Consider the following 24,601-nt stretch of genomic DNA (forward strand, 5'->3'; position numbering starts at 1 on the left):
GCATGATGCTATCCGGAGTTGAAAACATAGTGAGACGATCTGCGAAGCGGGTCTCGCTTTACCGCTTTCACCACGATCACGAATTGCAGGCGAGAAAAATATTGGAGCGACTCGAAAGCAGGTATGGCAAGACCGATCCGAACAAACTGCGCCTCGCGGACACCTATGCGCGAGACGTGTTCGGCGATCCGGTCTACGCACCCTGGCTGCGCGTTTATACCGCGTTTTGCGGCACCTTCAAGGAAGGCTGGATTCCGGACAACTACTACGGCATCGTCGTCGTGCCGCATATGCAAGGCTGGTACGGCAAGATTTCGAGCCTCAAGCCGATTTCACGGCTGATCTGCGACGGCGACGAATTGCCGGACGTCGCGTACTTTGCCAATGGGCTGTTCTTTACCCACAAATGCGTCGTGGTGCCCGAGCGCGATCTGACAGACGTCGTGTTCGAGCACACCGAACGCGTCGTATTCAAGCTCGACGGTTCCGGACAGGGCAACGGTGTCTACTTCTTCGACCGTGCCAACTTCGACCCCGCGGTCATCAGGTCGCTCGGCAATGGCGTGATCCAGACGTTCATCAAGCAGCACAGTCTGTTCACTACGTTTGCTGCGAAGCCGGTGGCGACATTGCGCTTCACGACCGTGGTGGACGAGGCCGGTCGCATTTCCATTCGGGCCTGCTACTTGCGACTCGGCAGAGCGGACGATACGCATGTGCTGAGCGATCGCGAGATATGCGTGCCGGTCGAACTCGAAACGGGCGAACTGTGTGACGAGGGGTATATGAGCGACTGGGCCGCGGTGGACGCGCATCCAGACTCGGGCGCGCGCTTTGCGGGTGTGAAGATTCCATGTTTCGAGAAATGCATGGCCACCGTGCTACGCCTGCACAGGAAGATTCCGTTTGCGCGCTGCATCGGCTGGGATCTCACGGTCGACGCGAACGGCCAGGTCAAGGTGATGGAGTGGAACGGCAAGCACAACGACGTCAAATTCAGCGAGGCGACGCAAGGCCCGTGCTTCGCGGATCTGAACTGGGAACGGCTGAGGGCCGAACCTGAGTTTGCACGGCTGTCACTGGGCTGATCGGGCAGGCCAAAAAAACGTAGTAGGAGACGCGACGTGAGCGAACAGTTATGGTGCGTCCATATCGAAGGACTGAACGACTTCATTGCCATGGATTCGGAGGAATCGGCGCGGTACGAGGCGTCGCAGATCAATGCGTATATCGATCGCGCCGACAGAAGCTCGCGCGCTGCCCGCTTGCGCGCGGTGGTCGTCGAATGGCCGTATGGCGCGGACGCTCACGCAAGAGCGCTCGATGACGACTGGCACGATCTGCAACGTATGCCACACAGACAGCAGGCCGTCGCGCGGTCCGGCGGCGCGTTGTCGAATCTCGCGCGACGCGTTAGAGAACTGCTGAGCGTCGCGCGCACGGGGAAGGACGATGCGTGAAGCGCGGCTATGGCAAACCGCGTGATGCGGGCAGTGGCACGTCCTCGATCAGATCAGCATTTACCGCGCGAATCCTGCGATCGACAAAATAACCGCCGCCTTCGACATAGCGCATGTACAGTCGCCCGCAGGTCGAGCACTGCCATACGCCGCAGCGGTTGTACGGGAAATAGCGCGGCGCGACCGGCGCATCGGCCGACCAGTAGCTCGTCTTATCTGGCAGATATTCGCTGAAGGTCGGCTCGGGATCATCCTCCGGCACCAGTGTGCCGGTCTTCTCGAACAGCGTTTCGTCGAGCGACAGCGGTTGCGATTGCCAGCCGTCGAGGGGAGTGCCCGTGCATTCGCAAGGCGCGGCGGCGCGTTGTTGCACCGGGCGCCGCTGCGCCGCGCGCGCTGCCGCGCGCGCGAGATCGGGAAGGCTTGCAGCGTTCAGGTAGTGCGCCATGTGGCTGGTGGCAAGGCGCTCATAAGCTGTTCATCGTCCGGGTCGCGCTGCACGTTGACCCAGCCGCGCTCGAACGTGCTACTGGCAATCGACGCGAGCACCGCCGCTTTCTTGACCCGCTGACGCCGCGCGCCTTCGATGACCGCGTCGATAAAGTCATTGACTGTGATTCGTTTTGGATGGTTAATTCGTCGGCTGTGTTCTGGAAAACCAGCAGAGGTCAAATGGAGCAACAGAAACAGGAATACGCCGGGGGCAAGGAAGAATGCCAGCTTTGCCGCGTGACATATTCAATATATTCAAACTTCCCGCCAATGCCGTCCGCAATGGCTCTGAACGTCGAAACCGGCGAATGGTTTCCGTTGGATAGCGCTGAAGTATGCGCGCCAGACACCAAAACACACACGATCGCTATACACTTGGATTTTTGTTCAATGCGTGACTTCTCTTGGGACAAGGATTCAATTGTTTCTACGCTCATTCATGAGGCGAGTCACTTTCAAGACACTATGGGAACCAAAGATTGGAAGTACTTCATGAACGAGTGCCTTTCGTGGGGAGGAACGAATCCCGAACAGGCAATCGATAACGCTGACAGCATCGCCGGATACGTTATCTACAATGCGTAAACTTTACGTCATCATTTCGGCTTTGATATCGGGACATGTTTTTGCATGTATGCCTGGCGAGAATTTCGATATCTACTTTCCACCAAATATTGCCGTTATCCCCGCTGATGAGGTTTTGAGGCTTGCTAACTGGGTAGTCGATCAAAATATTACATATGCGAATCACAAAACCGAGGAAACAACGCTAGTAAGTGGGCATGCTGAGGAACGCGAGCAGAACGCAACCCAATTGGCCCAAGCTCGCCTGATAGCGGGTAAAGCGGTGCTGGATCAATTTGGCTTCTTGCGTGGAACGGTAAAGACCAGTTCGCGCGTCTATTCGAAGAACGATGTCGAAAACGGCCGGCGTGTTGAAATATCGTTTGAGCCCGATTGTCCTAACAAGTGTTGTACGGGTCAATAGCGCTTACATCCAATGTGCGTTAAGTTGTGGTTGAGTCGATCCGCCGCGTGCGGTCGACGCCGCCGCGTGCCGAGCAGTTCGTCGAGCGAGCGGATCTGCTGGCTCAGCGCGGGCTGCGCGGTATGCAGCCGCTTCGCGGCGCGGCTGTAGTTGAGTACCTCCGCGAGAATGACGAAGCACTGAAGAGCCCCGAGGTTCATGCCGGGTAAGAGCGAGCGCAACCAGTGCGGGGTGCGAGGCAACAGAGGGGGGATCCGCCGTGGTGGTGGCGGGTCCGGGATCATTGTTTCGGCGGGAGCGGCGCGAAATGATCCCCGTCACGATGATTGGTGACGACGTAGCCATCTCGCTTGCGTATCTTCAGGAAGAACAGTACCGGTGCGGTAGCCGGATCGCCACCGCATTCGGGGGTGTGTTTCTCATGAACCCCGACGATGAAATAGCGCTTCTCATCGGATACGTCGAACATCAGGCATTGGGTGGGGTTAGAGGATAGATGGTGGCTCTGGGTAACTTTCGCTGCCCGTTCCGCTGCCTGATCCGCTGTGGCGGTCGTCTGCCCCGATGCCATTGCGTGCACGCTGGCGAGAAGCAGAGCGAAGGTCACGAATCGTGTTTTCAAGGTTTTGTCTGTTCTACCGGACGTCATATTGATCGACATGGCGTGAGCGAATGATGCTGATCAGTTTTGCGCCGTACTGCGGGTCGGTCGCATGGAGCCCCAAATCTATACCTGACAGTCAACGCTCGGCTATGGGCGAAGGATGAAAGCGATAACCCCCAGTGATCGCTGTATCCAAACAATTCATTGGTCAACTATCACCCGGCTTCTGATAATGTGCGCACAAAACAAGCCATAGCGGACGCCAACGTCGGAGCATCGGCGCGGGCTCACGCGACAATCCGGAGGAGACGATGCTGCGACCCAAGGTCAGCCGGGCGGTTCTCGCACTCATGTGCGCGATGTCGTTCATCTTGTATCTCGATCGCGTCAACCTGTCGGCGGCGGCCGGGCTGATCCGCGACGATCTGCATCTGAGCAATACCAACGTCGGCCTCGTGTTCGCCGCGTTCGCGTACACGTACGCGCTGTGCCAGGTGATCGGCGGCTGGGTCAGCGACCGCTTCGGCGCGAAGCTCACGCTCGTGACCTGCGCAAGCATCTGGATCGTCGCGACGGTCGCGACCGGTCTCGCGGGCGGGCTCGCGTCGCTGTTCGGCGCGCGGTTGCTGCTCGGCATCGGCGAAGGCGCGGCGCTGCCCGCGCAGGCGCGGGCGCTGACCAACTGGTTCCCGTCGAACCGGCGTGGCTTCGTGCAAGGCCTCACGCATTCGTTCTCGCGGCTCGGCAATGCGATTACGCCGCCGCTGATCGCGCTGCTGGTCGGGTATTCGTCGTGGCGGGTGTCGTTTCTCGCGGTCGCCGCGCTGACGTTCGTGTGGGTCGTGGTCTACGCATGGTATTTCACGGACGATCCGCGCAAGCATCGCCATATGACCGCGGAGCAGGAAACGCAATTGCCACCGGTCCGTCAATCCGCGATCGAAGCGACGCGCGAGCCCACGCCGTGGCGGCGTCTGCTCAAACGCATCGCACCAACGATGCTCGTCTACTTCTGCTACGGCTGGACTGGCTGGCTGTTCTTCACCTGGCTGCCCACGTTCTTCATGCACGGTCGCGGCCTCGATCTGAAAAGCTCGGCGATGTTCTCCGCGGGCGTGTTTCTGTCCGGCGTGGTCGGCAATACCGCGGGCGGCGTGCTCAGCGACCGCGTGTTGAAGCGTACGCGCAACGTCGTCGCGGCGCGCCGCAACGTGATCATCTGCGCGTTTCTCGGCGCTTTGGTGTTCCTCGCGCCGGTGATGGTCGTGAAGTCGCTGCCGGTCATGGCAGCGTGCATGAGCCTGTCGTTCTTCTTCCTCGAAATGACGATCGGGCCGATCTGGGCCGTGCCGATGGACATCAGCCCGCGGCACGTCGGTGTCGCGAGCGGGCTCGTGAATGCGGGCTCGGCGGTTGCGGGGATTTTCACGCCGATCGTGTTCGGCCTGATCGTGGACCGCACGGGTAGCTGGACGCTGCCGTTCGCGGGCTCGCTCGGACTGCTCGCGCTCGGCATCGTCGCGACCTTCTTCATGCGGCCGGATATTCCGCTCGACGCGGCTCGCGCTCACCCGGATCTCGCGGACATCAATGCGGGCGGCGAATTGCGCTTCGCAGAAAACCTCACGCCGCGCGAATCGAATCGATGACCAGTTGCATCGCCGGCGTGATGCGCCGGTTTCTGCGCAGAATCAGCCCATACGGTGCGAGCCGGCCGCGTAGCGGCGTCGCGATCGCGGCGATCGCATCGAGCGCGACGTAGTACTGCGCGACCGAACTCGGCAGCACGGCGAGCATGTCCGAGTCGCGCAGCAACGACAGCGTGGTCAGAATCGACGACGTCTCGACCGTGCTGACCGGCGGCGCGACGCGCGACTCGCGAAACGTTTGATCGATGACCTGGCGCATCGGGCTCGGATGCGGCTGGATGATCCACGGATAGCGCGCGAGGTCCGTGAGCTTCGGCCGCGCGCCCGTTTGTTTGCCTGTTTTCACGGCCGGATGATCGGGCCGCACGACGATCGACAGCGCCTCTTCCGCCAACGTCTCGAAGCTCAGATCGAGCGCCGGAAAACCATCGGGAATCCGGCCAATCACGATATCGAGCTGATCCTGTTGCAGCGACTGCACGAGCACGTCGCTGGTGTCGATCGTGACCGCCATCTGCAGGCGCGGGTGCGCTTCCTTGAGCTTGACGATCGTGTGCGTCAGCAATTCGGGCGACGGCGCCATCACCGCGCCGATGCGCACCTTGCCGATGTCGCCGGCCTCGATGCCGGCCAACTCCTCGCGCAGCTCGTCGAGATCCTGGAACACGACGCGCGCATAGCGCATCACGGCCTCGCCGAAGATCGTCGGCTCCATGCCGCGCGCATGGCGTACGAACAGCGATACGCCGAGCGTGTCTTCGAGTTCCTGCAAGGCCTTGGTCGCGGCGGGCTGGGTCATCGCGAGATCGTCGGCGGCACGCCGCAGCGATTCCGTTTCCGACAGCGCGACCATCAGTTGCAGATGACGCAGGCGCAAGCGTTTGCGAATGGTGGAGGCGGGCGGGATCATGAGCGATAACTTTAGCGAATCGGCCGATTCGAATTATTCAGTGGTCAGTTATCGGATAGTTTCGCACACTGGCGGTTATCGCAGGACGGCAATCGCAACGCCGTTCGCGTTGACAAGACAAAACCGGAGACGACGCATGACGATGACCGCGAGCCCCGCGCTCGACAGCGCGATTACCAAAGCGCGCACGAGGCTGCTGCCTTTTCTGATCCTGATGTACGTACTGGCGTTCATCGACCGCGCGAACGTCGGCTTCGCGAAGAACGTGCTGCAGGCAGACACGGGCTTGAGCGACGCGGCGTTCGCGTTCGGCGCCGGCATTTTCTTCGTCGGCTATGCGGTGTTCGAAGTACCGAGCAACCTGCTGATGTACCGCTTCGGCGCGCGCATCTGGATGAGCCGCATCATGGTCACGTGGGGCATCGTGTCCGCGTGCACCGCCTTCGTCGACAGCGCCACGAGCTTCTATGTGCTGCGCACGCTGCTCGGCATCGCCGAAGCCGGTTTCTTTCCCGGCATCATCCTGTTCCTGTCGAACTGGTTTCCCGCGAAGACGCGCTCGCAGACGATGGGCATGTTCTATTTCGGCTTCCCGCTCGCGCTCCTGCTCGGCAGCCCGATCTCGGGTCTGCTGCTCGATGCGGGCAATCCGTTCGGCATGCATCCGTGGCAATGGCTGTTCGTCGTCGAGGGGCTGGCGGCGTCGGTGGTGGGTGTCGTCGCTTACTTCTATCTGACCGACCGGCCCGTGCAGGCGCACTGGCTCGATGCCGAAGAGCGTGACGCGCTCGATCACGCGTTGCGCCAGGAAGACCGCCAGAAGCTCGCGCATGGTCCGGCTTCGGTGCTCGCGGCGCTGCGCGATTCGCGCGTACTGTTCTGCGGCCTGATCTACTTCGCGGTGCAGATGAGCGTGTATGGCGTCGTGTTCTATCTGCCAACCCGCATCGCCGGGCTCGCGAGCGGCGGCCATGTCGGCGTCGAGGTCGGAATGCTGACAGCGATTCCGTGGATCGCCGCGATCATCGGCACGTTCTGGGTGACGCGCTACGCCGACCGCCACGGTCATCACCGTACCTGGGCCGCGGCGATGCTCGCGCTCGCGGCGGTCGGCATTGCCGCGTCGGCGATGACGTCGTCGGTCACGCTTGCGATTGCCGCCTTCTGTTTCGCCGCCATCGGTTTTGTCTGCGTGCAGCCATTGTTCTGGACGCTGCCCACCGGTTACCTGGGCGGCGCCGCGGCCGCGGGCGGCATCGCGTTGATCAATTCGATAGGCAATCTGGGCGGCTTCGTCGCGCCGAATCTGAAGGGGCTGGCCGAGCGCGCGATCGGCTCTTCGCAGGCGGGTATGTTCTCGCTCGCGGTGGTCGGACTGATTGGCGCATTGCTGCTGCTGACGTTCCGCTTCGCCCCTGCCGCCTCCCATTCCGTCTCTCATCGCAGCGGCCCGCTCGGCGAACGCCCGGGCCACTGACTCTCTGATTCTCTGAAGGAAATCGTCGAACATGAAAATCAAGCATATCCGAACGCGTGTTTTCGAGTGGAACGGCAAAGTCGTGCCGCCGCAAGCGCATTTCTGCACGAACGCGGTAGATATTCTGTACGAGCGTGGCGATGCGATGGGGTCGTTCCGCTTTCACGGCTGGCTCGTCGTCGAAGTCGAATGCGACGACGGCACCGTGGGCATCGGCAATTGCGCGCTCGCGCCGCGCATCGCGAAGCAGATCATCGACGAATACCTCGCGCCGATCGCGATCGGCGAAGACCCGTTCGACAACGAATACATCTGGCAGAAGATGTATCGCCGCACGCTCGCGTGGGGCCGCAAAGGCATCGGCATGGCGGCGATCTCCGCGATCGATATCGCGCTGTGGGACATCATGGGCAAGGCCGTGAAAAAGCCGGTGTTCAAGCTGCTCGGCGGACGCACGAAAGAAAAGATCTGGTGCTATGCATCGAAGCTTTACAACAACGATGATCGCGACGCTTTCCTCGGCGAAGCGGAAAGCTATCTGGACAGCGGCTTCACCGCGATGAAGATGCGCTTCGGCTACGGTCCGAAAGACGGCCCGAAAGGCATGGCGAAGAACATCGAACAGGTGCGTCTGTTGCGTGAACTGGTCGGCGACGAAGTCGACATCATGCTCGAATGCTATATGGGCTGGACGCTCGAATACGCGCGCAGAATGCTGCCGCGACTCGCCGAATTCAATCCACGCTGGATCGAGGAGCCGGTGATCGGCGACGACGTCGAAGGCTATCAGGAGTTGAAGAAGATGAACCTGATGCCGGTGTCGGGTGGCGAGCATGAGTTCACGAGCTATGGCTTCAAGGATCTGCTCGAACGCCGCGCGATCGACGTGATCCAGTACGACACGAATCGCGTGGGCGGGATCACGGCGGCGCGCAAGATCAACGCGATGGCCGAAGCGTGGTCGGTGCCGGTGATTCCGCATGCGGGACAGATGCACAACTATCATCTGACGATGTCGAGCACCGCGAGCCCGATGTCGGAGTTCTTCCCGGTGTTCGATGTCGAAGTTGGCAACGAATTGTTCTACTACATCTTCGAAGGTGAGCCGCAGCCGGAAAATGGCTATCTGCAACTGTCGGACGACGTGCCGGGTCTTGGCATCAAGTTGAGCGACAAGTATCTTGCCGACTTCAACATCGTCGAATGAGTGGACCGATCCGAGGAAAGCACATGAAGCCACGCATCGCAGTCCTTCTTGGCGACCCCGCCGGTATCGGTCCCGAGCTGATCGCGCGTCTGTTCGCGCAGCGGGCGAACCGCGCGCGCGCGGAGCTGCTGATCATCGGCGACCGGCGCGAGCTCGAAACCGGCATGAAGATCGCGCAGCAGCGCTTCGATTACGACGTGGTCGAAGATGCGCATGCCGCGTTTCAACGCGAGGGCGTGCCGTCGCTGATCGATTTCCGTCTGCCCGGCGATCAAGCTTTCGAGCGTGCGGTGGCGACCGAACACGGCGGCCGCTATAGTCTCGCTGCGTTCAGGCACGCGCTCGCGCTGACGCAAAGCAACGTCACCCAAGGCATGCTGTTCGCGCCGGTCAACAAGACCTCGCTGCATCTGGCCGGCATGGAAACCGGCGACGAGATGGAGTGGTTCGCGAAGCAGCTCGGCTACACGGGCAGCTTCTGCGAGTTCAACGTGCTCGACGAGCTATGGACTTCGCGCGTGACCTCGCATATGGCGTTGAAGGACGTCAGCGCGAAGTTGTCGGAGGAGCGCATCGTCGGCGCGGTGCGGCTGATTCACGAAGGCCTGAAGCGAGCCGGCCATCCGCAGCCGCGTATCGCGGTATGCGGTTTCAATCCGCACAACGGCGACAACGGCGCGTTCGGCCGCGAGGAGATCGACGTGATCGCGCCGGCCGTCGAGGCCGCGCGCAAGCTCGGCTACGACGCGCAAGGACCGTTTCCCGCCGACACGATCTTCGTGCGCGCGCGCGACCAGAAGGCCTTCGACGGCGTCGTCACGATGTACCACGATCAAGGCCAGATCGCGATGAAGCTGATGGGTTTCTGGCGCGGCGTGACCGTGCACGGCGGCTTGCCGATTCCGATCGCGACGCCCGCGCACGGCACCGCGTTCGACATCCACGGCCAGGGCAAGGCCGACGTCGGCGCGACGCAGAAGGCGTTCGACATCGTCACGCGGATGGCGACCGAGCGCGTGAACTAACGCGTCAGCGTTTCCTGCGCGGCCCGGTCGAGGCGCGCACCACGAGCTCGGGCGGTGGCCCGAGCACCATCGACGGCTGCCGCTCCGGCGTCTGGATCAAACGGATCAGGCTCTTGATGGAAAGCTCCGCGACGGCCGCGGTTTGAATCGCGACCGTGGTCAGCGCGGGATGCACCTGATGCGCGAGCTGAATGTCGGTGATGCCGATCACCGACACGTCGTCGGGCACCGAGCGGCCGAGCGTGATCAACGCCTGGATCGCGCCGATCGCGAGCAGGTCGTTGGTCGCGAAGATCGCGCTCAGTTGCGGGCGGTTCGCCATCAGTTCCATGCAGGCGGCGAAGCCGGCGTCGATCGAGTCGCGAATCTGCAGCACGGCGGCCGCATCGGCTTCGATGCCGGCCATGCGCATCGCGGCGCGAAAGCCGTTCGAGCGCGCGTCCTGCAAACCACCGCAGCCGTCGCCGATCAGCAAGCCGATCTCGCGATGGCCGAGTCCTAGCAGATGCCCCGCGGCCAGCTCGCCGGCACGCGCGAAGTCGACTGCGATGCACGGTAGCTCGGGCGGCGACTCGGGGTGCTCCCACATGGCGAGCAGAATCGGCGCACTATGCGTCGCAGACGCGCACAGGTCGTTGATCGTGATGTCCGTGTTCATCACGAGCACGCCGTCGGCGAGCGTGCCGGCGATCTGGTTCAGATATGCGCGGCCGATTTCGGCATCGTCGTCGGTATTGCAGACCATCAGGAAGTGGCCGGTCTTGCGCGCCGCGCGCTCGGCGGCGAGCACGAACTCCGGGTAAAACGGGTTCGAGATGTTCGACAGCATGAGCGCGAGCGTCGACGAACGGCCTTCGGCGAGCGCGCGCGCATTCAGGTTCGGCCGGTAGCCGAGTTCGGCGATCGCCTGCAGCACGCGCTCAGCCGTTTCAGGGCGGACTTTCTCGCGATTGCGCAGCACGTTGGAGACCGTGGCGGCGGTAACCTGCGCGCGTTTCGCGACTTCGGACAACGTGACCATGTCGGGTTATCCCATATTTAGGGAGGTCAATTCAAATGTTGCAAACGGCCTGCGACATTGCTAACTTTCTCAAAAACGTAACGGAGACACCCACCATGACTTTATCCGTCGAACTCGAATTTAAGCGATTAAATGCCGCCGGCACAAGGCTAGGGCGTTTTATTTCGGCCAAAATTTAAGCGGTTAAATCAAGCCGGAGACAGCATGGCGACGATTCGTTTGAGCGATGTGCAAAAGGCCTACGGCGACCATCCGCCGGTGATCCGGCGCGTGAATCTCGAGATCGCGCAGCATGAATTCTGCGTGTTTCTCGGCCCCTCGGGCTGCGGCAAGTCGACCTTACTACGGATGATCGCCGGTCTCGAAGACCTCAGCGAAGGCGAGTTGCATATCGGCGGCCGCCTCGTCAACGACGTGCCGGCCGCCGAGCGCGGCGTCGCGATGGTGTTCCAAAGCTACGCGCTATTTCCGCACATGACCGTGTTCGACAACATGGCGTTCGGATTGAAGCTCGCGAAGCAGCCGAAGGACGTGATCGAGCGCAAGGTGCGCGAAGCCGCGCGGATTCTGCAACTGGAAAGCTTGCTCGAACGACATCCGAAAGCGCTGTCGGGCGGCCAGCGGCAGCGCGTCGCGATCGGCCGCGCGATCGTGCGCGAGCCGGGCGTGTTTCTGTTCGACGAGCCGCTATCGAATCTCGATGCCGCGCTGCGCGGCCAGACGCGCGTCGAGATCGCGCGTCTGCATCAGCGCTTCGCGAATGCGAGCGTCGTGTACGTCACGCACGATCAGGTCGAAGCGATGACGCTTGCCGATCGCATCGTGCTGCTGCATGCGGGCGCGGATGCCGAGCGCTTCGGCAGCATCGCGCAGAGCGGTGCGCCACTCGAGCTGTATCACCACCCGAAGTCGCGCTTCGTCGCGGGCTTTATCGGCTCGCCGCGTAGGAACTTCGTCGATGCGACCGTCGAGTCGATCGAACCGGGGCGTGTGACAGTGGCGCTCGTGGCCGGCGCGGAAAAGCTGGTCGCGCACGTCGACGGTAAACGGCTGCAACGCGGCCAGCGCGTCACGCTCGGCGTGCGCCCCGAGCATCTGCGGCTCGATGGCGACGAACAGTTCATTCAGTGCGCGACCGTGCTATCGGAACTTCTCGGCGAGCACAGCTATATCCACGCGGACCACGCGGGAGGCACGCTGATCGCGAAGGCGCCCGGCGATACGCCGCTCGGCGCGGGCGAGCGCATCCGCGTTCATGTTCCGCCCGCTGCCTGTCATCTGTTCGACGAACAGGGACTCGCCCTGCGGCGTAGCACGTTCGAGCCGGAACGCGCGGCCGCCTGAACGATCGTCGACGGCGGACCTGCTTCAACGGTTCGTCAGACTGAATTCCGCCATAGAGCGGGTTACATCGCCGGCCACGCTGCGTAGCCGGTCAACAAGGTAGACAAGGAGACATAGATGATTGCTCTTCGCCTTCGCCGTTTCGCACAGGTGTCGATCGCCGCCGCCGTGATGGCCGGCGCGCTCGGCAGCGCCGCGGTCGACGCGGCCACGCTGAACGTCAACGTATCGGCGCGCGGTAATCAGCGCTCGACCTGGCAGGATGCGTTCGACCAGTTCAAGAAAGCCAATCCCGACATCGACCTGAAAATCACCTACGTGACCGAGGAAGCCTACAAGGTGCAGATGGGCGGCTGGCTCGCCACCGATCCACCCGACGTCGTCTCGTGGCACGACGGCGAGCGGATGGCCTATTACGCGCAACGTGGTCTGCTCGAAGATCTGAGCTCGGACTGGGCGAAGAACGGCTGGTCGCAGCAGTATGCGTCGGTCAAGGACGCGTCGACGTACAAGGGCAAGCAGTATGCGGCACCGCTCGGCTATGACGCGTACGGCTTCTTCTATCGCAAGGATCTGTTCGAGAAGGCCGGCATCAGGAGCGAGCCGAAAACGTGGGACGAACTGCTCGAAGCCAACAGGAAGCTGAAGGCGATCGGCGTCGCGCCGATCGCGGTGGCCGCACGCGACAGCTGGACGCTGGCCGCCTGGTTCGACTATCTCGATCTGCGCATCAACGGCAACGAGTTCCATCAGAAGCTGATGGCCGGCGAAATTCCGTACACCGATCCGCGCGTGAAGAAGGTCTACACAACGTGGAAGACGCTGCTCGACAATCACGACTTTATCGACAATGCGCTGTCGTACGACGTCGATTCGATCGGCCCGATCCTCAACAACGGCAAAGCCGCGATGATGCTGATGGGCACGTTCTTCTCGGCGAGCTTCCCGCCGTTGATCAGGGACCAGATCGGCTTCTTCCGCTTTCCGGTGCTCGACGCGAACGTGCCGATGGCCGAGGACGGCCCCGTCAACGTGCTGCTGATTCCGGCGAAGGCGAAGAACAAGGCCGACGCGCGCAAGCTGCTCGCGTTCATGGAGACGCCGAAGATCAACGCCGAACTCGCGAAGGGCTGGGGACAGTTGCCGTCGAACAGCCAGGCGGCGCCGCCTGAGGACGCGATCTCGAAGGTCGGCTTCCAGACGCTCGCGAACACGAAGGGCGGCATCGCGCAGTTCTACGATCGCGATATGCAGAAGGAAATGGCCGACGAAGGCATGAAGGCCATGCAGCAGTTCTACAGCGATCCGTCGCAACTCGACAGCGTGCTCGCTCATCTCGAAGCGACGCGCAAGCGCATCTACCAGAAGTAAGTCCCGCCGCGCCGGCCGCCTGAGCGCGGCCGGCTTGCGGGTCCCAATTCCGCCTTCGATTTCCGACGAGGCCGTTCCATGTCTCATACCGCAGCGCGCCGCCTGCCCGCGGCGCGGCACCGTCGCGTCTCGACGACGCGCCGTCATCAGCATCGCGCCGCGTTTTTCTTTCTGCTGCCGGGCTGCGCGTTGTTCGCGCTGTGCGTGATCTATCCGATCATCAGCAGCATTTCGCTGAGCTTCTACAACTGGGACGGCATGACGCCGAAGACCTTCGCCGGTCTCGCCAATTACGTCGAGCTGTTTCAGTCCGATACGTTCTATACGGCGCTGAAGAACAACCTGATCTGGCTCGCGCTGTTTCTGCTCGCGCCGCCTCTCGGTCTGCTGTTCGCGCTGTATCTGAACCAGCAGGTGCGCGGCATGCGCGTCGTGAAGTCGCTGTTTTTCGCGCCGTTCGTGCTGTCGGGCGTCGTGGTCGGCCTCGTATTCAGCTGGTTCTACGATCCGACGTTCGGGCTGTTGCGGCTGATCGTCGGCCGTGGCATCCCGGTGCTCGGCGATCCGCATACGGTCACGTTCGGCATCATCTTCGCCGCGCTGTGGCCGCAGGCGCCGTTCTGCATGATCCTGTATCTGACCGGGCTCACCGGCATCAATCCCGAGGTGGTCGAGGCCGCGCGCATGGAAGGCGCGCAAGGGCTGCGACTGCTGTGGCACGTGATCCTGCCGCAATTGCGGCCCGCCACCTTCATGGCGGTGGTGCTGACCGTGATCGGCGCACTGCGCAGCTTCGATCTGATCGCGGTGATGAGTGGCGGCGGTCCGTTCGACAGTTCCACCGTGCTCGCCTATTTCATGTACGACCAGGCGATCAAGTACTACCGCGAAGGCTATTCCGCCGCGATTGCGGTCGTGCTGTTCGCGATCATGCTCGTCTATATCGTGTTCCATCTGCGCCGCATGTTGCGCGAGGAACGCTGATTCTCTGAACGTCAGGAGTACCCGGTCATGTATCCGCTTCCCGTCGAACGCTGGAAACCGCTGAATCGCACGCTTTACAAGGCCTCGCTGCCGCTGGCGCTGTTTATCTGGCTGCTGCCGATGCTCGCCGTGCTGCTGACCTCGATCCGCTCGACGGATGAGTTGTCGCAAGGCGACTACTGGACGTGGCCGAAACACTTCGCGTTGCTGGAGAACTATGGCACCGCGCTCACGCAAACGCCGATGCTGCATTACTTCGCCAATAGCGTGCTGATCACGGTGCCGTCGGTGATCGGCGCGATCGTGCTCGCGTCGATGGCGGGCTTCGCGTTGGCGACGTATCGCTTTCCGGGCAACACGGCCGTGCTGTTCGCATTCGTCGCCGGCAATTTCGTGCCGATCCAGATCCTGATGATTCCAGTGCGCGACATGGCGCTGAAGGTCGGCCTGTTCAACACCGTGTGGGCGCTGGTGATCTTTCATGTGTCGTTTCAGACCGGCTTCTGCACCTTGTTTCTGCGCAACTTCATCAAGCAACTGCCGTTCGAGATGATCGAGGCCGCGCGCGTCGAAGGCGCGGGCGAGTGGACGATCTATCGGCGCATCGTGCTGCCGCTGATCCGCCCCGCGCTCGCCGCGCTCGCGATCCTCGTGTTCACGTTCGTGTGGAACGACTACTTCTGGGCGCTGTGCCTGACGCAAGGCGACGACGCCGCGCCGATCACGGTGGGCGTCGCCGCGCTGAAAGGGCAGTGGACGACCGCGTGGAACCTCGTCGCGGCGGGCTCGGTGCTGGCCGCGTTGCCTTCGGTGCTGATGTTCTTCGGCATGCAAAGGCACTTCGTCGCCGGACTGACCTTCGGGGCGAGCAAGGGATAAACGGCGCCTGAAACACGATTGAAACGACGGCTCGACGTCAACTCACCACGAGACTTTCACATGCAACTTGGTGTCTGCTACTACCCGGAACAATGGCCGCGCGCGATGTGGACCGACGACGCGCAACGTATGGTCGAACTCGGCATCACGCATGTGCGGATCGCTGAATTCGCGTGGAGCCGTATGGAGCCGCGCGCCGGCGAATTCGACTGGCAATGGCTCGACGAAGCGGTCGAAACGCTCACGAAAGCGGGCCTGAAACTCGTGCTCGGCACGCCGAGCGCGTCGCCGCCGAAGTGGCTCGTCGACGCGCATCCGGACGTGTTGCCGGTGCGCGCGGACGGCACGCGCTGGAATTTCGGCTCGCGGCGTCACTACGATATTTCGAGCGACACGTACCGGCGCGAATGCGTGCGCATCGTCACCGCGATGGCGAAGCGCTATGGCCGGCATCTGTCGATCGTCGCATGGCAGACCGATAACGAACTCGGCTGCCACGACACGGTGCCGAGCTATTCGGCTGCGGCGTTGCAGCGCTTTCACGCGTGGCTGCAGCGGCGCTACGCAACGATCGGCGCGTTGAACGACGCGTGGGGCAATGTGTTCTGGAGCATGGAGTACCCGTCGTTCGACGCGATCGGGCTGCCGACGCTGACACCCACCGACGCCAATCCGATCCATCTGCTCGACTTCCGCCGCTTCATGTCCGACGAGGTGGCGAGCTTCCATCGCGAGCAGATCGAGGTGTTGCGCGAACATGCGCCGAACGCGGATCTGCTGCACAACTTCATGGGCTTTTTCACGACCTTCGATCACTATCGCTTCGCCGCCGACAACGCGATCGACGTCGCCGCATGGGACAGCTATCCGATTGCTCGCACTGAGTCGATCGCGTTGCCGGAGGAGCAGAAGGCGCGCTTCGCGCGTACCGGACATCCCGACGTGTCCGCGTTCGATCACGACCGCTACCGGGGCATTGGCGGCGGGCGCTTCTGGGTGATGGAGCAGCAGGCCGGTCCGGTGAACTGGGCGTCGTGCAATCCGATTCCGGCGCCGGGCATGGTGCGGCTATGGGCGTACGAGGCGTTCGCGCATGGCGCGGAGCTGGTGTCGTATTTCCGTTGGCGTCAGTGCCCGTATGCGCAGGAGCAGATGCATTCCGGGCTCAATCTGCCGAACGACGAACTGTCGCCGGGCGGTCTCGAGGTGCAACGGGCCGCGCGTGAGATCGCGGGCAGTACGGTGCTGTCGACGCTCGCCGCGCCCGCGCGCGCGGCCACCGCGCTGGTATTCGACTACGAGACGCAGTGGATGTTCGAAATCCAGCGTCACGGCAAGGGCTTCGACTACCAGACGCTCGCGTTCGACTACTACGAGTCGCTGCGCGAACTCGGGCTCGATGTCGATATTGTGTCGAGCCGGGCAGATCTTTCGCGCTACCAGCTAGTCGTGGTGCCGAGTCTCGCGGTGATCGACGCCGCGCTCGTCGAGCAGATCGCGCGTTCGAACGCGCAATGGGTGTTCGGCCCACGCAGCGGCTCGAAAACCGACGCGTTCGCGATTCCCGGCAATCTGCCGCCCGGCGCGTTGCAGCGCGCGCTGCCGATCCAGGTGCTCGAAGTCGAAACGCTGCGCTCGACGCTCGCGCCCGCGCTGTCGATCGACGGCACCGAGGGTTACGCGCTGCACTGGCGCGAGCATGTGCGCGCCAATGGCGAGACACGCATTGCCGCGCGCTTCGACGATGCCTGGCCCGCGCTGCTGACGCACGGCAACGTGCGCTATGTGGCCGGCTGGCTGTCGCATGAACTGCATCGCACGCTGTTGCGGCAGGCGGCGCGCGATGCGGGCCTCGATACGCAGGTACTCGCCGATGGACTGAGGCTGCGCCGCCGCGGTGGCTTGACCTTCGCATTCAATTTCGGCGCGCAACCGGTGCAGGCGCCAGCACCGCGCAATGCGACGTTCGTGCTCGGCGAGCCGCGCCTGAATACCGGCGACGTCTGCGCGTGGAAAGACGCGTGACGTGGTGTGGTTGTCACGTCACGGCAGGAAGTCAACCGAGTGGGTGCAGATCGGCAATGAGATTACCGGTGGCATGCTGTGGCCGCTCGGCAAGTACGATCAGCTCGATAACCTCGCGGCGCTGCTGAAGGCCGGGCACGACGCGGTCAAATCCGTCGACGGGCGCATCAAGGTGATGCTGCATATCGACAGCGGCGGCAACAACGCGACGAGCCGCTGGTGGTTCGACAACATGACGCAGCGTGGCGTCACGTTCGGCGTGATCGGCCTGTCGTATTACCCGCAATGGCAGGGCTCGTTCAGCGACCTGCAGGGCAATGTGAACGATCTTGCGACGCGCTACGACAAGGACGTGATCGTCGTCGAGACCGCGTATCCGGGTGGAAAGTCGGCGCCGGCGACCAGTGGGACAACAACACGCTGTTCGATTTCCACGGCAACGCACTGTCGTCGCTGGATGCGTTCCGGCGGCGCTAGCGCATCGCGGGTGACGCGCCGGCATCACTGTGCCGGCGATGCCTGCCCCTTGTGCTGGTTCACGCACTCCGACGTGATCGCCATGCTCGCCTGATCGGGCGTCATGTGTGGCGCGTCGGGGCTGTAGATCTTTTCGATGATCGCGTCGACGGCCGCGCGGTCGGACGGGTCTTTGTAGTAGTGGGCGGCCTGCTCGAGCGCCTGAGCTTTGGTCTTTTTGTGTGCGCGCCACGACGCGACCTGGCCGGCGATATCGCCGAGCGCGAAACATTGATCGCTGACGGTCTGCGCGACGGCCTGAGCGGCCGGCTGCGCGATGCACAGCGCGACGAGCGCGGATACGACTACGCGTTTCATTACCGGAGTCCTGACATGAGACGGCGGCGGCGCGGCAGCGGCGGTGATCGCCGCGCCGGGCCGCGCGCGGAAAAATTGTTGCGTAGTGTATCGGGAAGTAGGCCGGGGCGCTTTTCGCCGCCGTGGATCACAATGCCGCAGGCGAACGGGCGTGACGTCGATGCGTCACAGCGGCAGCGGCCGATCCTTTAGCCAGGTTTCAGGCGCGGCGATGGTTCTGATTGCCGTGCTGCTGTGTGTCGAGCAACTGCTCGCGTTCAGGTAAGCGAGAGATTCCAGGCGTTCAGCGAAATAAAAAGCCGCCCTGCGATTCGCAGGGCGGCTTCTGGGTCACCACTCGATCGAACCGTCACCGGTCCGCTGGCGCGCACATTTCATTGCAGGCTCAATGGCCGAACGACTCCGTCTTCGACGCACCCGCTTCCGCCGCCTGCGGCCGTGCCGCCTGCTTGATCAGCAGCGCGACGCACGACAGCAGACCCGCCACCGCGATCGTCGCGAAGATGCCGCCGAACGAGAAGTGGCGGCGCGCCAACTCGGCTACGAGGAACGATCCCGCAATGCCGCCGAAGCGGCCGACGCCAAGCATCCACGCGACGCCCGTGCCGCGGCCCACGGTCGGGTAGAACGCGGCGGCGAGCGCCGGCATCGACGATTGCGCGGTGTTCATCAGCACGCCGGCGATGAACACGATCAGCACGAGCGCGCCGACGTTGCCGGCCGCCTGACCGATGAAGTACACGCTGACGGCGGTCAGTGCATAGCACACCGCAATGACGCGGTTCGCGTTGAAGCGGTCCATCAGCACGCCGGCCAGTACCGCGCCGACGCCGCCGAGCGGGAACAGCGCGGAGATCAGCGTCGCGCGTTGCGGCGTGAGGCCGGCGTCCTTCAGCAGGATCGGCATCCAGTTGATCGATGCGTAGAAGATCACGAGGCCCATGAAGTACGCGACCCACAGCATCACCGAACCGACGATGTACGAGCGTGACAGCACGAGGCCGAGACCCTTGCCGCCGGTTTGCGGCGCGGTTTCGGTCATCGTGAAACCGGCGGCCTGCACCGCATCGCCGGAAATGCGCGCGAGAGCGGCGCGAATCCGCTCGGCCGGCTTGTTATTCGCGACCATGTAGCGGACCGACTCCGGCATCTTCGCGAGCAACAGCAGCAACAGCAGCAGCGGCGTGACGCCGCCGAGGATCAGCACGCTGCGCCAGCCCAGATGCGGAATCATCCACGCGGCGAGGAAACCGCCGAACGCGGCGCCGAGCGGGAAGCCACAGAACATCAGGTTGATCACGGTGGCGCGGCGGTTGTCCGGGCAGTACTCGCCCATCATCGTGACCGCGTTTGGCATCGCGGCGCCGAGGCCGACGCCGGTGACGAAGCGCAGCACGGTCAGTTGGTCGATGCCGGTCGAAAACGCCGACGCGAGGCAGGCGACGCCGAACAGCAGCACCGAGCCGACCAGCATCGAGCGACGCCCGAGGCGGTCGGACAACGGACCCGAGCCGAGCGCGCCGCACGCGAGGCCGAACAGCGCGGCGCTCAGCACCGGCGCGAGCGCGGGCTTGTCGATACCCCATTCGGTGATCAGTGAAGGCGCGATGAAGCCGATCGCAGCAGTGTCAAAACCGTCCAGCAGGACGATGATGAAGCACATGAAAAAGATCAGCCACTGGAACGGCGAAAACGGATGCTCGTTGATGAAGGTTTGAACGTTCACAGCGGGGCTGCGGTTCATGATGGTCTCCTGGCAGCGAAAGGCCCGACACGACGAGCTATTCTTCTCTAAGACTGTACGCCGTCTGGCAACGGCGTACGATGCCTGCGGCGGGCCAACTGGCCGTTCATCGGCAATGAATCATCCCGGACGGATCGGTTTGACGGAATCGCGCCGGGCGAGGGAATTTGTTCGAATATAGAACTGTGATTCTCTATGCGAACGCGCGCCACTGTAAGGAATGGAATCGATGCGGTCAACGGGGGAATACCCGAGCTTCACAGTGGCGGACGTGCCCGCCGATGCGTGGGAGGCGGCGAGCTGCAATAGGCCGCAGAAAGGACGAGGCGGGCCAAGCTCAACGCGCCAAAGCAACCGGCGAACGGCGCCGAGACATCTGCCCGTCAGGCCGTCACCCCGGGATTGGCCACCGTCCGCTCGATTCGCCCCAGCCGGACCACCGTCACACCGGGGCGTAACTGCCGCAGCGACGGCATCACGAGCATGCAGTTGTCGTAGGGGGTGCGCACCTCTTCGCCGTTCGACCAGCCGATCACGGCGCCCGCCTCGGCGAAAACTTCGAGGCCGGTGTACGCCGCGGCGAAGCTGAAGTCCATGCTGGTCGCGACGACCGGCTGTGTCACGCGCACGATGTTCTGCTCGGGCGGCAATGGCGCGAGCCATCCAGGCGGCAGATCCGCTTCGTCGATCACGCCGGCCAGCAGCAGGAAGCGCGCGGTTGTATCGCGCGCGACCGCCACCGCACGGCGCTCCCAATGCTGGCCGCATTCGATCAGCAGCGCGTTCTTCGGGCTCGCGGCATCGCCGAACCCTTCGTAGTCGCGCATGCGGCGGCCTTCGGGATGCCCTTCGTCGCAGATCACCGTGGCGGGCGTACCGAGCCGCACCGCGAGGTCGATGCCTTTTTGCAGCGGTCCCGCGACGATCAGCGGCTTGCACCGCTCGTGCATCGAATGCAGGTCGAGCAGCGCGTCGACCGTATCGATCACCGGGCGCATCGCACGCGCGCGCTGCAGTTCGCTCGACCTGCGCGACGTGTCGTCGAGCACCGCCGCCGTCCACACGCGGTTGAAGTCCTGATCGACGAAGCGCGCGGCGTCCGGATTCGCCGGATCGAAGCGCCGGTACGCGGCGACGTTCGCGAACGACAGTGTGAGCTGCCCGCGCCGCGGCCGCAGCGCGCGGCGCAGCAGTTCATCGACGACGATCGCGCCGCACACTTCGTTGCCGTGGGTGAGCGCGTTGATCATCACGTGCGGACCCGGCACGCCGGAATCGAACGTATGGACGTATGCAACGCCCGACGACGATTGCTCGTGCGGCGCGATATCGGGGAATGCGACTTCGATCGGATAGGCTTCTCGGCTCATGGCGGCGTCCTCGGTGAATGGCATTGATAATCTTTTCGTAAGACGTTGTTATTCCTGGCGCCTTCCGCAAAAGATAGTAAATGTTCTTCCGATATGTGCTTACCGTATCCCGCCACGTCGACAAAATCGTGAACGGATATCAATGACGTGCGGATACGAGGCGCATCTTCAGCGTGCGCGCCCGCGCATCGCCCAATACCGGTTGCCGAGAAAGCCCACGATCACGTAGACGGGAATGCCGCACAGTTGCGCGAGATAGGGCGCGTGCGTGAGATGCAACACCGAAACCATCGTCGCGAGGTTGGCCAGATACGAGATCAGCACGACGATCAGAAAGCGGATGGCGGTATGCCGCGTTGCCGCCGTCTTGAACGTGTACTTGCTGTTGAGCGCGAAGCTCAATGTCACGCCTATTGCGTAGCCGACTATGTTGGCGACCACGGGAATGGCGGCCGCCGCTTGCACGATGAAGATGATAACGGCCGAGATCGCCGTATTGAGGCCGCCGACCAGCAGATACTTGATGAACTGGCGAAGAGGTTCGGTACGCGGTACTGCCGTGCGCAGATCGTTCATTGAAAGACCGCCTTCATGCGGCACTCGCGTAGACGGCGTATTGCGCGCCGAGCGGAACGTGGGTCAGATATTTTTCGAGCGGACGAAGTTTGGCCAGCATGTGAGGAAAGAAAATCCGGAAGCGTACGACTACATCGGAAATGCCAGCATCGAGGCACGCCTGCTTCATTTTACGTGCGGTGATCAGTTTGGCGTCCACGTCGAACTCGCAGGTGTTGACTGCCTTGACGGTCAGCGGGTTCAGCGGATTGTGCTCGAAGATCACGACCGTGCCCCGCGGACCCACGACGCGTTTCAGTTCGCCCAGCAAATGAACATGCTCGGCGTGATCGATATGATGGAACACGCACATCGCATAGGCGAGATTGAATTCGCCCTGCTCGAAAGGCAGCGTGTGGCCGTCGAAGTGTACAAACCGCGAAGAATTAGGAAAGCGGCTTTGCGCGACTTCCAGTGAACGCTCCGATACATCCGCGCAGGTGAGCTGTGCGTTTGGCAAATAGCGCTTCACCCAGGGAATCGACGTGCCTATGCCCGATCCGAGATCGGGCATGCGCGGGCAGCGCATCGCGTCGCGTCATCTCCTCGGCGATGTCGCGAATCTTGTACTCGGCGAAAAACTCCGGCCCTTCTCCGGACGCCGCAATGTTACGGGCGTGCAGTGAAAGATACTCGTCAGCAAAGCTGTCGAACTCGGCTTTGTCCATGCTATTCATCCTCACCGTAAAACATCGGTTCCAAAGGCCATTGGAAAACGATCGAACGTGACGGTTCATCTATTGTCTATTGTCGCCACGACCCAATCATACGGGGCCGCGCGAACAATCGCATTCCCTTGCATATCGACCGTCCTCATGTTGACGGTATATCAGTAAAAGGTGGTTGTTCGTATTCCGATCTGGTAATTCCGTTGCGGCTCTAATTCGACATTTATCCCGATGGCTTAGAGGGCGGCGAAGTACCATTCTTCGTCCGACACATCCGTTGGGTATGGCCTGCGTTTTTTCATCCTGCCAGGATACCAGGTCCGACAAAAAGTGCCTAACACCCTTCTATGGGGAACTGAAAGTTAAGCCCGGTTCACGATAAACATTCTGTTATGCGAAGTGAGCCTCCTTGTTCGGTCTCTACCGCCCGCCTGCGCGGTCACTTACCATGACCAGACGCAGGCTGGCGGTAGAGACCGATGCGTGAAGGACGGTACCGACGCTCATCGCGTAAGCCTTGTCGCAGCCTGGCATGTCAATGTCATTCAGGTCAGGGTATCTGTTGACCGGTCAGTGCCGGGTCGACCTTCTATCCGTGCCGATCTGACAGGCCGGTCACCTTATGCCGCATGCGCGAAGCGCTGGAGCTACCCTGTTACCGACGCGCCCCATCTAGGGAAACGGCCACCCGCAGTGGGTAGCCCGAGCGTGTTTCGGGCGCGTTGACCTTTACATGCTGTTGCTGCATCCGACGTCATTCAATCGTTCAGGCCCTCACAGTGTTGACGTCGCGCGGCTTGAGTATCGCGCCAACGGGGATCTCGCCGTACTCGAGATAACGCCACAGGGCGATCGCCAGACGGCATGCGAGCGCGACGATACCGATGCGCCGCATCCGCTTGCCGGTACCGGCAAAGCGCTCGTTGAACCAGTGGCTGAGCTGGCTGCCGGGCTGCAGGCGCAGCCAGCTCCAGGCGAGCTCCACCATCAGCCAGCGACATCGCCGGTTGCCCGCCTTGCTGATACCGAGTTCAACCTCGCTGGTGCCGCTGGCATACGGCGTGGGCGTCAGGCCCAGACAGCCGGCCAGTTCGCGACGGTTGCGAAACTGCCGCCAGCCGAACAGTTCCCTGACCAGGGTCCACGCGCTGCCTGAACCGATGCCAGCAAGCTGTGCGAGCAGCGCCATGGCGGGATGTGCGCCGCTGCGCACCTGCCGGTCCTGCTGCACTTCGAGCAGACGGATTTGCTGGCGCACCAGCGCGAGCCGCTCACATTCGCGCTCAATCTCGTCGCGCAGACCGGGCGGCAGCAGCTCGCGCTGACGGGTCCACGAGTGGGTCCAGATGCGACCGCCGACAGACCTGACCCGAAGGTTGTGCAGAACCAGCAGGGAACGGATCCGGTTGGTGTGCGCTGTACGCTCTTTCCGCAGGCGTTCGAGTTCGCGGTGCAGGCGGCGGTCGTCCTCCTGCTCGGGTGTGGGAATGCGTGCCACCGCCCACACGCGCCGCTCGCCCGCGTAATAGCGCATGAGCATCGACAGCAGCTTGTCGCTGTCAAGCCGGTCTGTCCTGGCGCGACGCGCACGGCGGTTCACCTCGATGCTGGCCGAATCGACCACGAGATTGACGATGCCCTGTTCAGTCAGCCAGCGGTGCAGCCAGAAGCCGTCGCGGCCTGCTTCATAACAGCTGTAGACGGGTGCGTCGGCGCCGAGATGGCAACGCGCCCTGGCGTTGGCGATGGCGGTGAGAACCGCCGTGGTATCACCGGCGGCGACCGTATAGCGGCTGGGCGCGCGCTGGCCATCACCCAGTGAGAGCTTCCAGTTCTTCTCGCCCAGTTCAAAAGCCATGTACAGGCGGCCACCTGCCGTCGTATTCTGCCCACGGAGGGCTGTGTCAGGCGCATCCATTTGCGTGCTCCTTCGG

At 62.6% G+C, this 24,601-nt stretch carries 25 protein-coding genes and 2 pseudogenes; 14 read left to right on the plus strand and 13 right to left on the minus strand.

The features are described from left to right. Positions 1-2: 2 nt before the first annotated feature. Positions 3-1,088, plus strand: a complete 1,086-nt coding sequence (locus OKW29_RS20540) for a sugar-transfer associated ATP-grasp domain-containing protein (RefSeq protein ID WP_429292321.1) — start codon at positions 3-5, stop codon at positions 1,086-1,088. A gap of 36 nt (positions 1,089-1,124) precedes the next feature. Continuing rightward, entirely contained in the window at positions 1,125-1,460 is a 336-nt protein-coding gene (locus OKW29_RS20545) for a hypothetical protein (RefSeq protein WP_429292322.1), read from the plus strand. 7 nt (positions 1,461-1,467) lie between these two features. On the opposite strand, the gene OKW29_RS20550 is transcribed toward OKW29_RS20545, so the two are convergent. Continuing rightward, positions 1,468-1,908 (minus strand): hypothetical protein, encoded by a 441-nt coding sequence (locus OKW29_RS20550; protein ID WP_429292323.1) that lies wholly within the window; start codon positions 1,906-1,908, stop codon positions 1,468-1,470. Then, positions 1,893-2,132 (minus strand): hypothetical protein, encoded by a 240-nt coding sequence (locus OKW29_RS20555; protein ID WP_429292324.1) that lies wholly within the window; start codon positions 2,130-2,132, stop codon positions 1,893-1,895. The genes OKW29_RS20550 and OKW29_RS20555 overlap by 16 nt, the downstream gene beginning before the upstream one ends. On the opposite strand from OKW29_RS20555, the gene OKW29_RS20560 reads away from it, so the two are divergent. Both OKW29_RS20560 and OKW29_RS20565 read left to right on the plus strand, forming a co-directional pair. Beyond that, a complete protein-coding gene (locus OKW29_RS20560; protein WP_429292325.1) occupies positions 2,133-2,537 on the plus strand; it encodes a M35 family metallo-endopeptidase in 405 nt (134 codons plus the stop codon). Next, on the plus strand, positions 2,530-2,940 hold the full coding sequence (locus OKW29_RS20565) for a hypothetical protein (protein ID WP_429292326.1): 411 nt from the start codon (positions 2,530-2,532) through the stop codon (positions 2,938-2,940). The genes OKW29_RS20560 and OKW29_RS20565 overlap by 8 nt, the downstream gene beginning before the upstream one ends. 20 nt (positions 2,941-2,960) lie before the next feature. Here the strand turns inward: OKW29_RS20565 and OKW29_RS20570 are convergent. Next, positions 2,961-3,140 (minus strand): annotated as a pseudogene (locus OKW29_RS20570) (LysR family transcriptional regulator); the annotation flags it as partial. Between the two features lie 80 nt (positions 3,141-3,220). Then, on the minus strand, positions 3,221-3,601 hold the full coding sequence (locus OKW29_RS20575; protein WP_429292327.1) for a hypothetical protein: 381 nt from the start codon (positions 3,599-3,601) through the stop codon (positions 3,221-3,223). Between the two features lie 254 nt (positions 3,602-3,855). Between OKW29_RS20575 and OKW29_RS20580 the strand changes: the two genes are divergently transcribed. Further along, positions 3,856-5,193, plus strand: a complete 1,338-nt coding sequence (locus OKW29_RS20580; protein ID WP_429292328.1) for an MFS transporter — start codon at positions 3,856-3,858, stop codon at positions 5,191-5,193. On the opposite strand, the gene OKW29_RS20585 is transcribed toward OKW29_RS20580, so the two are convergent. Further along, complete coding sequence (locus OKW29_RS20585) at positions 5,168-6,103, minus strand: LysR family transcriptional regulator (protein WP_429292329.1); 936 nt, start codon at positions 6,101-6,103, stop codon at positions 5,168-5,170. The two genes, OKW29_RS20580 and OKW29_RS20585, sit on opposite strands and share 26 nt — an antisense overlap. Before the next feature lie 136 nt (positions 6,104-6,239). Here OKW29_RS20585 and OKW29_RS20590 point away from each other — a divergent pair, with 136 nt between their 5' ends. Genes OKW29_RS20590 through OKW29_RS20600 form a run of 3 tightly spaced genes read left to right on the plus strand, consistent with a single transcriptional unit; the run spans position 6,240 to position 9,812 of the window. After that, entirely contained in the window at positions 6,240-7,580 is a 1,341-nt protein-coding gene (locus tag OKW29_RS20590; protein ID WP_429292330.1) for an MFS transporter, read from the plus strand. 31 nt (positions 7,581-7,611) lie between these two features. Then, positions 7,612-8,787: an L-rhamnonate dehydratase gene (locus OKW29_RS20595; protein WP_429292331.1), complete on the plus strand. Its 1,176-nt coding sequence runs from the start codon at positions 7,612-7,614 to the stop codon at positions 8,785-8,787. A 23-nt stretch (positions 8,788-8,810) separates the two neighbouring features. Next, positions 8,811-9,812, plus strand: a complete 1,002-nt coding sequence (locus tag OKW29_RS20600) for a 4-hydroxythreonine-4-phosphate dehydrogenase PdxA (RefSeq protein WP_187614187.1) — start codon at positions 8,811-8,813, stop codon at positions 9,810-9,812. Positions 9,813-9,816: 4 nt separating this feature from the next. Here the strand turns inward: OKW29_RS20600 and OKW29_RS20605 are convergent, their stop codons facing one another. Continuing rightward, a complete protein-coding gene (locus tag OKW29_RS20605; protein ID WP_090809209.1) occupies positions 9,817-10,833 on the minus strand; it encodes a LacI family DNA-binding transcriptional regulator in 1,017 nt (338 codons plus the stop codon). A gap of 204 nt (positions 10,834-11,037) precedes the next feature. Here OKW29_RS20605 and OKW29_RS20610 point away from each other — a divergent pair, with 204 nt between their 5' ends. The 6 genes and pseudogenes from OKW29_RS20610 to OKW29_RS20635 all read left to right on the plus strand — a co-directional run. Further along, positions 11,038-12,177, plus strand: coding sequence for an ABC transporter ATP-binding protein (locus tag OKW29_RS20610; RefSeq protein ID WP_429292332.1), 1,140 nt, complete (start codon positions 11,038-11,040; stop codon positions 12,175-12,177). Positions 12,178-12,348: 171 nt separating this feature from the next. Further along, positions 12,349-13,548 (plus strand): ABC transporter substrate-binding protein, encoded by a 1,200-nt coding sequence (locus tag OKW29_RS20615; RefSeq protein WP_429292541.1) that lies wholly within the window; start codon positions 12,349-12,351, stop codon positions 13,546-13,548. A gap of 78 nt (positions 13,549-13,626) precedes the next feature. Next, the gene (locus OKW29_RS20620) at positions 13,627-14,532 is read left to right on the plus strand and encodes a carbohydrate ABC transporter permease (RefSeq protein ID WP_184039648.1); all 906 of its coding nucleotides are present in this window, start codon (positions 13,627-13,629) and stop codon (positions 14,530-14,532) included. Between the two features lie 27 nt (positions 14,533-14,559). Next, positions 14,560-15,411 carry a carbohydrate ABC transporter permease gene (locus OKW29_RS20625; RefSeq protein ID WP_429292333.1) on the plus strand — a complete coding sequence of 284 codons (852 nt, stop codon included), beginning with the start codon at positions 14,560-14,562 and terminating at the stop codon, positions 15,409-15,411. Positions 15,412-15,471: 60 nt separating this feature from the next. Next, a complete protein-coding gene (locus OKW29_RS20630; RefSeq protein ID WP_429292334.1) occupies positions 15,472-17,436 on the plus strand; it encodes a beta-galactosidase in 1,965 nt (654 codons plus the stop codon). Beyond that, a pseudogene (locus OKW29_RS20635) lies at positions 17,429-17,913 on the plus strand (glycosyl hydrolase 53 family protein); the annotation flags it as partial. The gene OKW29_RS20630 and the pseudogene OKW29_RS20635, both read left to right, overlap by 8 nt. Before the next feature lie 24 nt (positions 17,914-17,937). Here OKW29_RS20635 and OKW29_RS20640 read toward each other — a convergent pair. From OKW29_RS20640 to OKW29_RS20670, 7 genes are all read right to left on the minus strand, one after another. Continuing rightward, positions 17,938-18,270, minus strand: coding sequence for a hypothetical protein (locus OKW29_RS20640; protein ID WP_184039654.1), 333 nt, complete (start codon positions 18,268-18,270; stop codon positions 17,938-17,940). Between the two features lie 385 nt (positions 18,271-18,655). After that, complete coding sequence (locus OKW29_RS20645; protein WP_429292335.1) at positions 18,656-20,014, minus strand: MFS transporter; 1,359 nt, start codon at positions 20,012-20,014, stop codon at positions 18,656-18,658. 383 nt (positions 20,015-20,397) lie between these two features. After that, a complete protein-coding gene (locus tag OKW29_RS20650) occupies positions 20,398-21,384 on the minus strand; it encodes a M14 family metallopeptidase (RefSeq protein WP_429292336.1) in 987 nt (328 codons plus the stop codon). Positions 21,385-21,552: 168 nt separating this feature from the next. Beyond that, on the minus strand, positions 21,553-21,960 hold the full coding sequence (locus OKW29_RS20655) for a GtrA family protein (RefSeq protein ID WP_429292337.1): 408 nt from the start codon (positions 21,958-21,960) through the stop codon (positions 21,553-21,555). Positions 21,961-21,973: 13 nt separating this feature from the next. After that, the gene (locus OKW29_RS20660) at positions 21,974-22,471 is read right to left on the minus strand and encodes a class I SAM-dependent methyltransferase (RefSeq protein WP_429292338.1); all 498 of its coding nucleotides are present in this window, start codon (positions 22,469-22,471) and stop codon (positions 21,974-21,976) included. Next, a complete protein-coding gene (locus OKW29_RS20665; protein ID WP_429292339.1) occupies positions 22,386-22,667 on the minus strand; it encodes a hypothetical protein in 282 nt (93 codons plus the stop codon). Before OKW29_RS20665 ends, OKW29_RS20660 begins: the two co-directional genes overlap by 86 nt. 766 nt (positions 22,668-23,433) lie before the next feature. Continuing rightward, positions 23,434-24,585 (minus strand): IS110 family transposase, encoded by a 1,152-nt coding sequence (locus tag OKW29_RS20670; RefSeq protein WP_429292340.1) that lies wholly within the window; start codon positions 24,583-24,585, stop codon positions 23,434-23,436. Positions 24,586-24,601 lie beyond the last annotated feature (16 nt).

It is taken from the genome of Paraburkholderia sp. CI3 (assembly GCF_050436505.1).
Classification (GTDB): Bacteria; Pseudomonadota; Gammaproteobacteria; order Burkholderiales; family Burkholderiaceae; genus Paraburkholderia; species Paraburkholderia tuberum.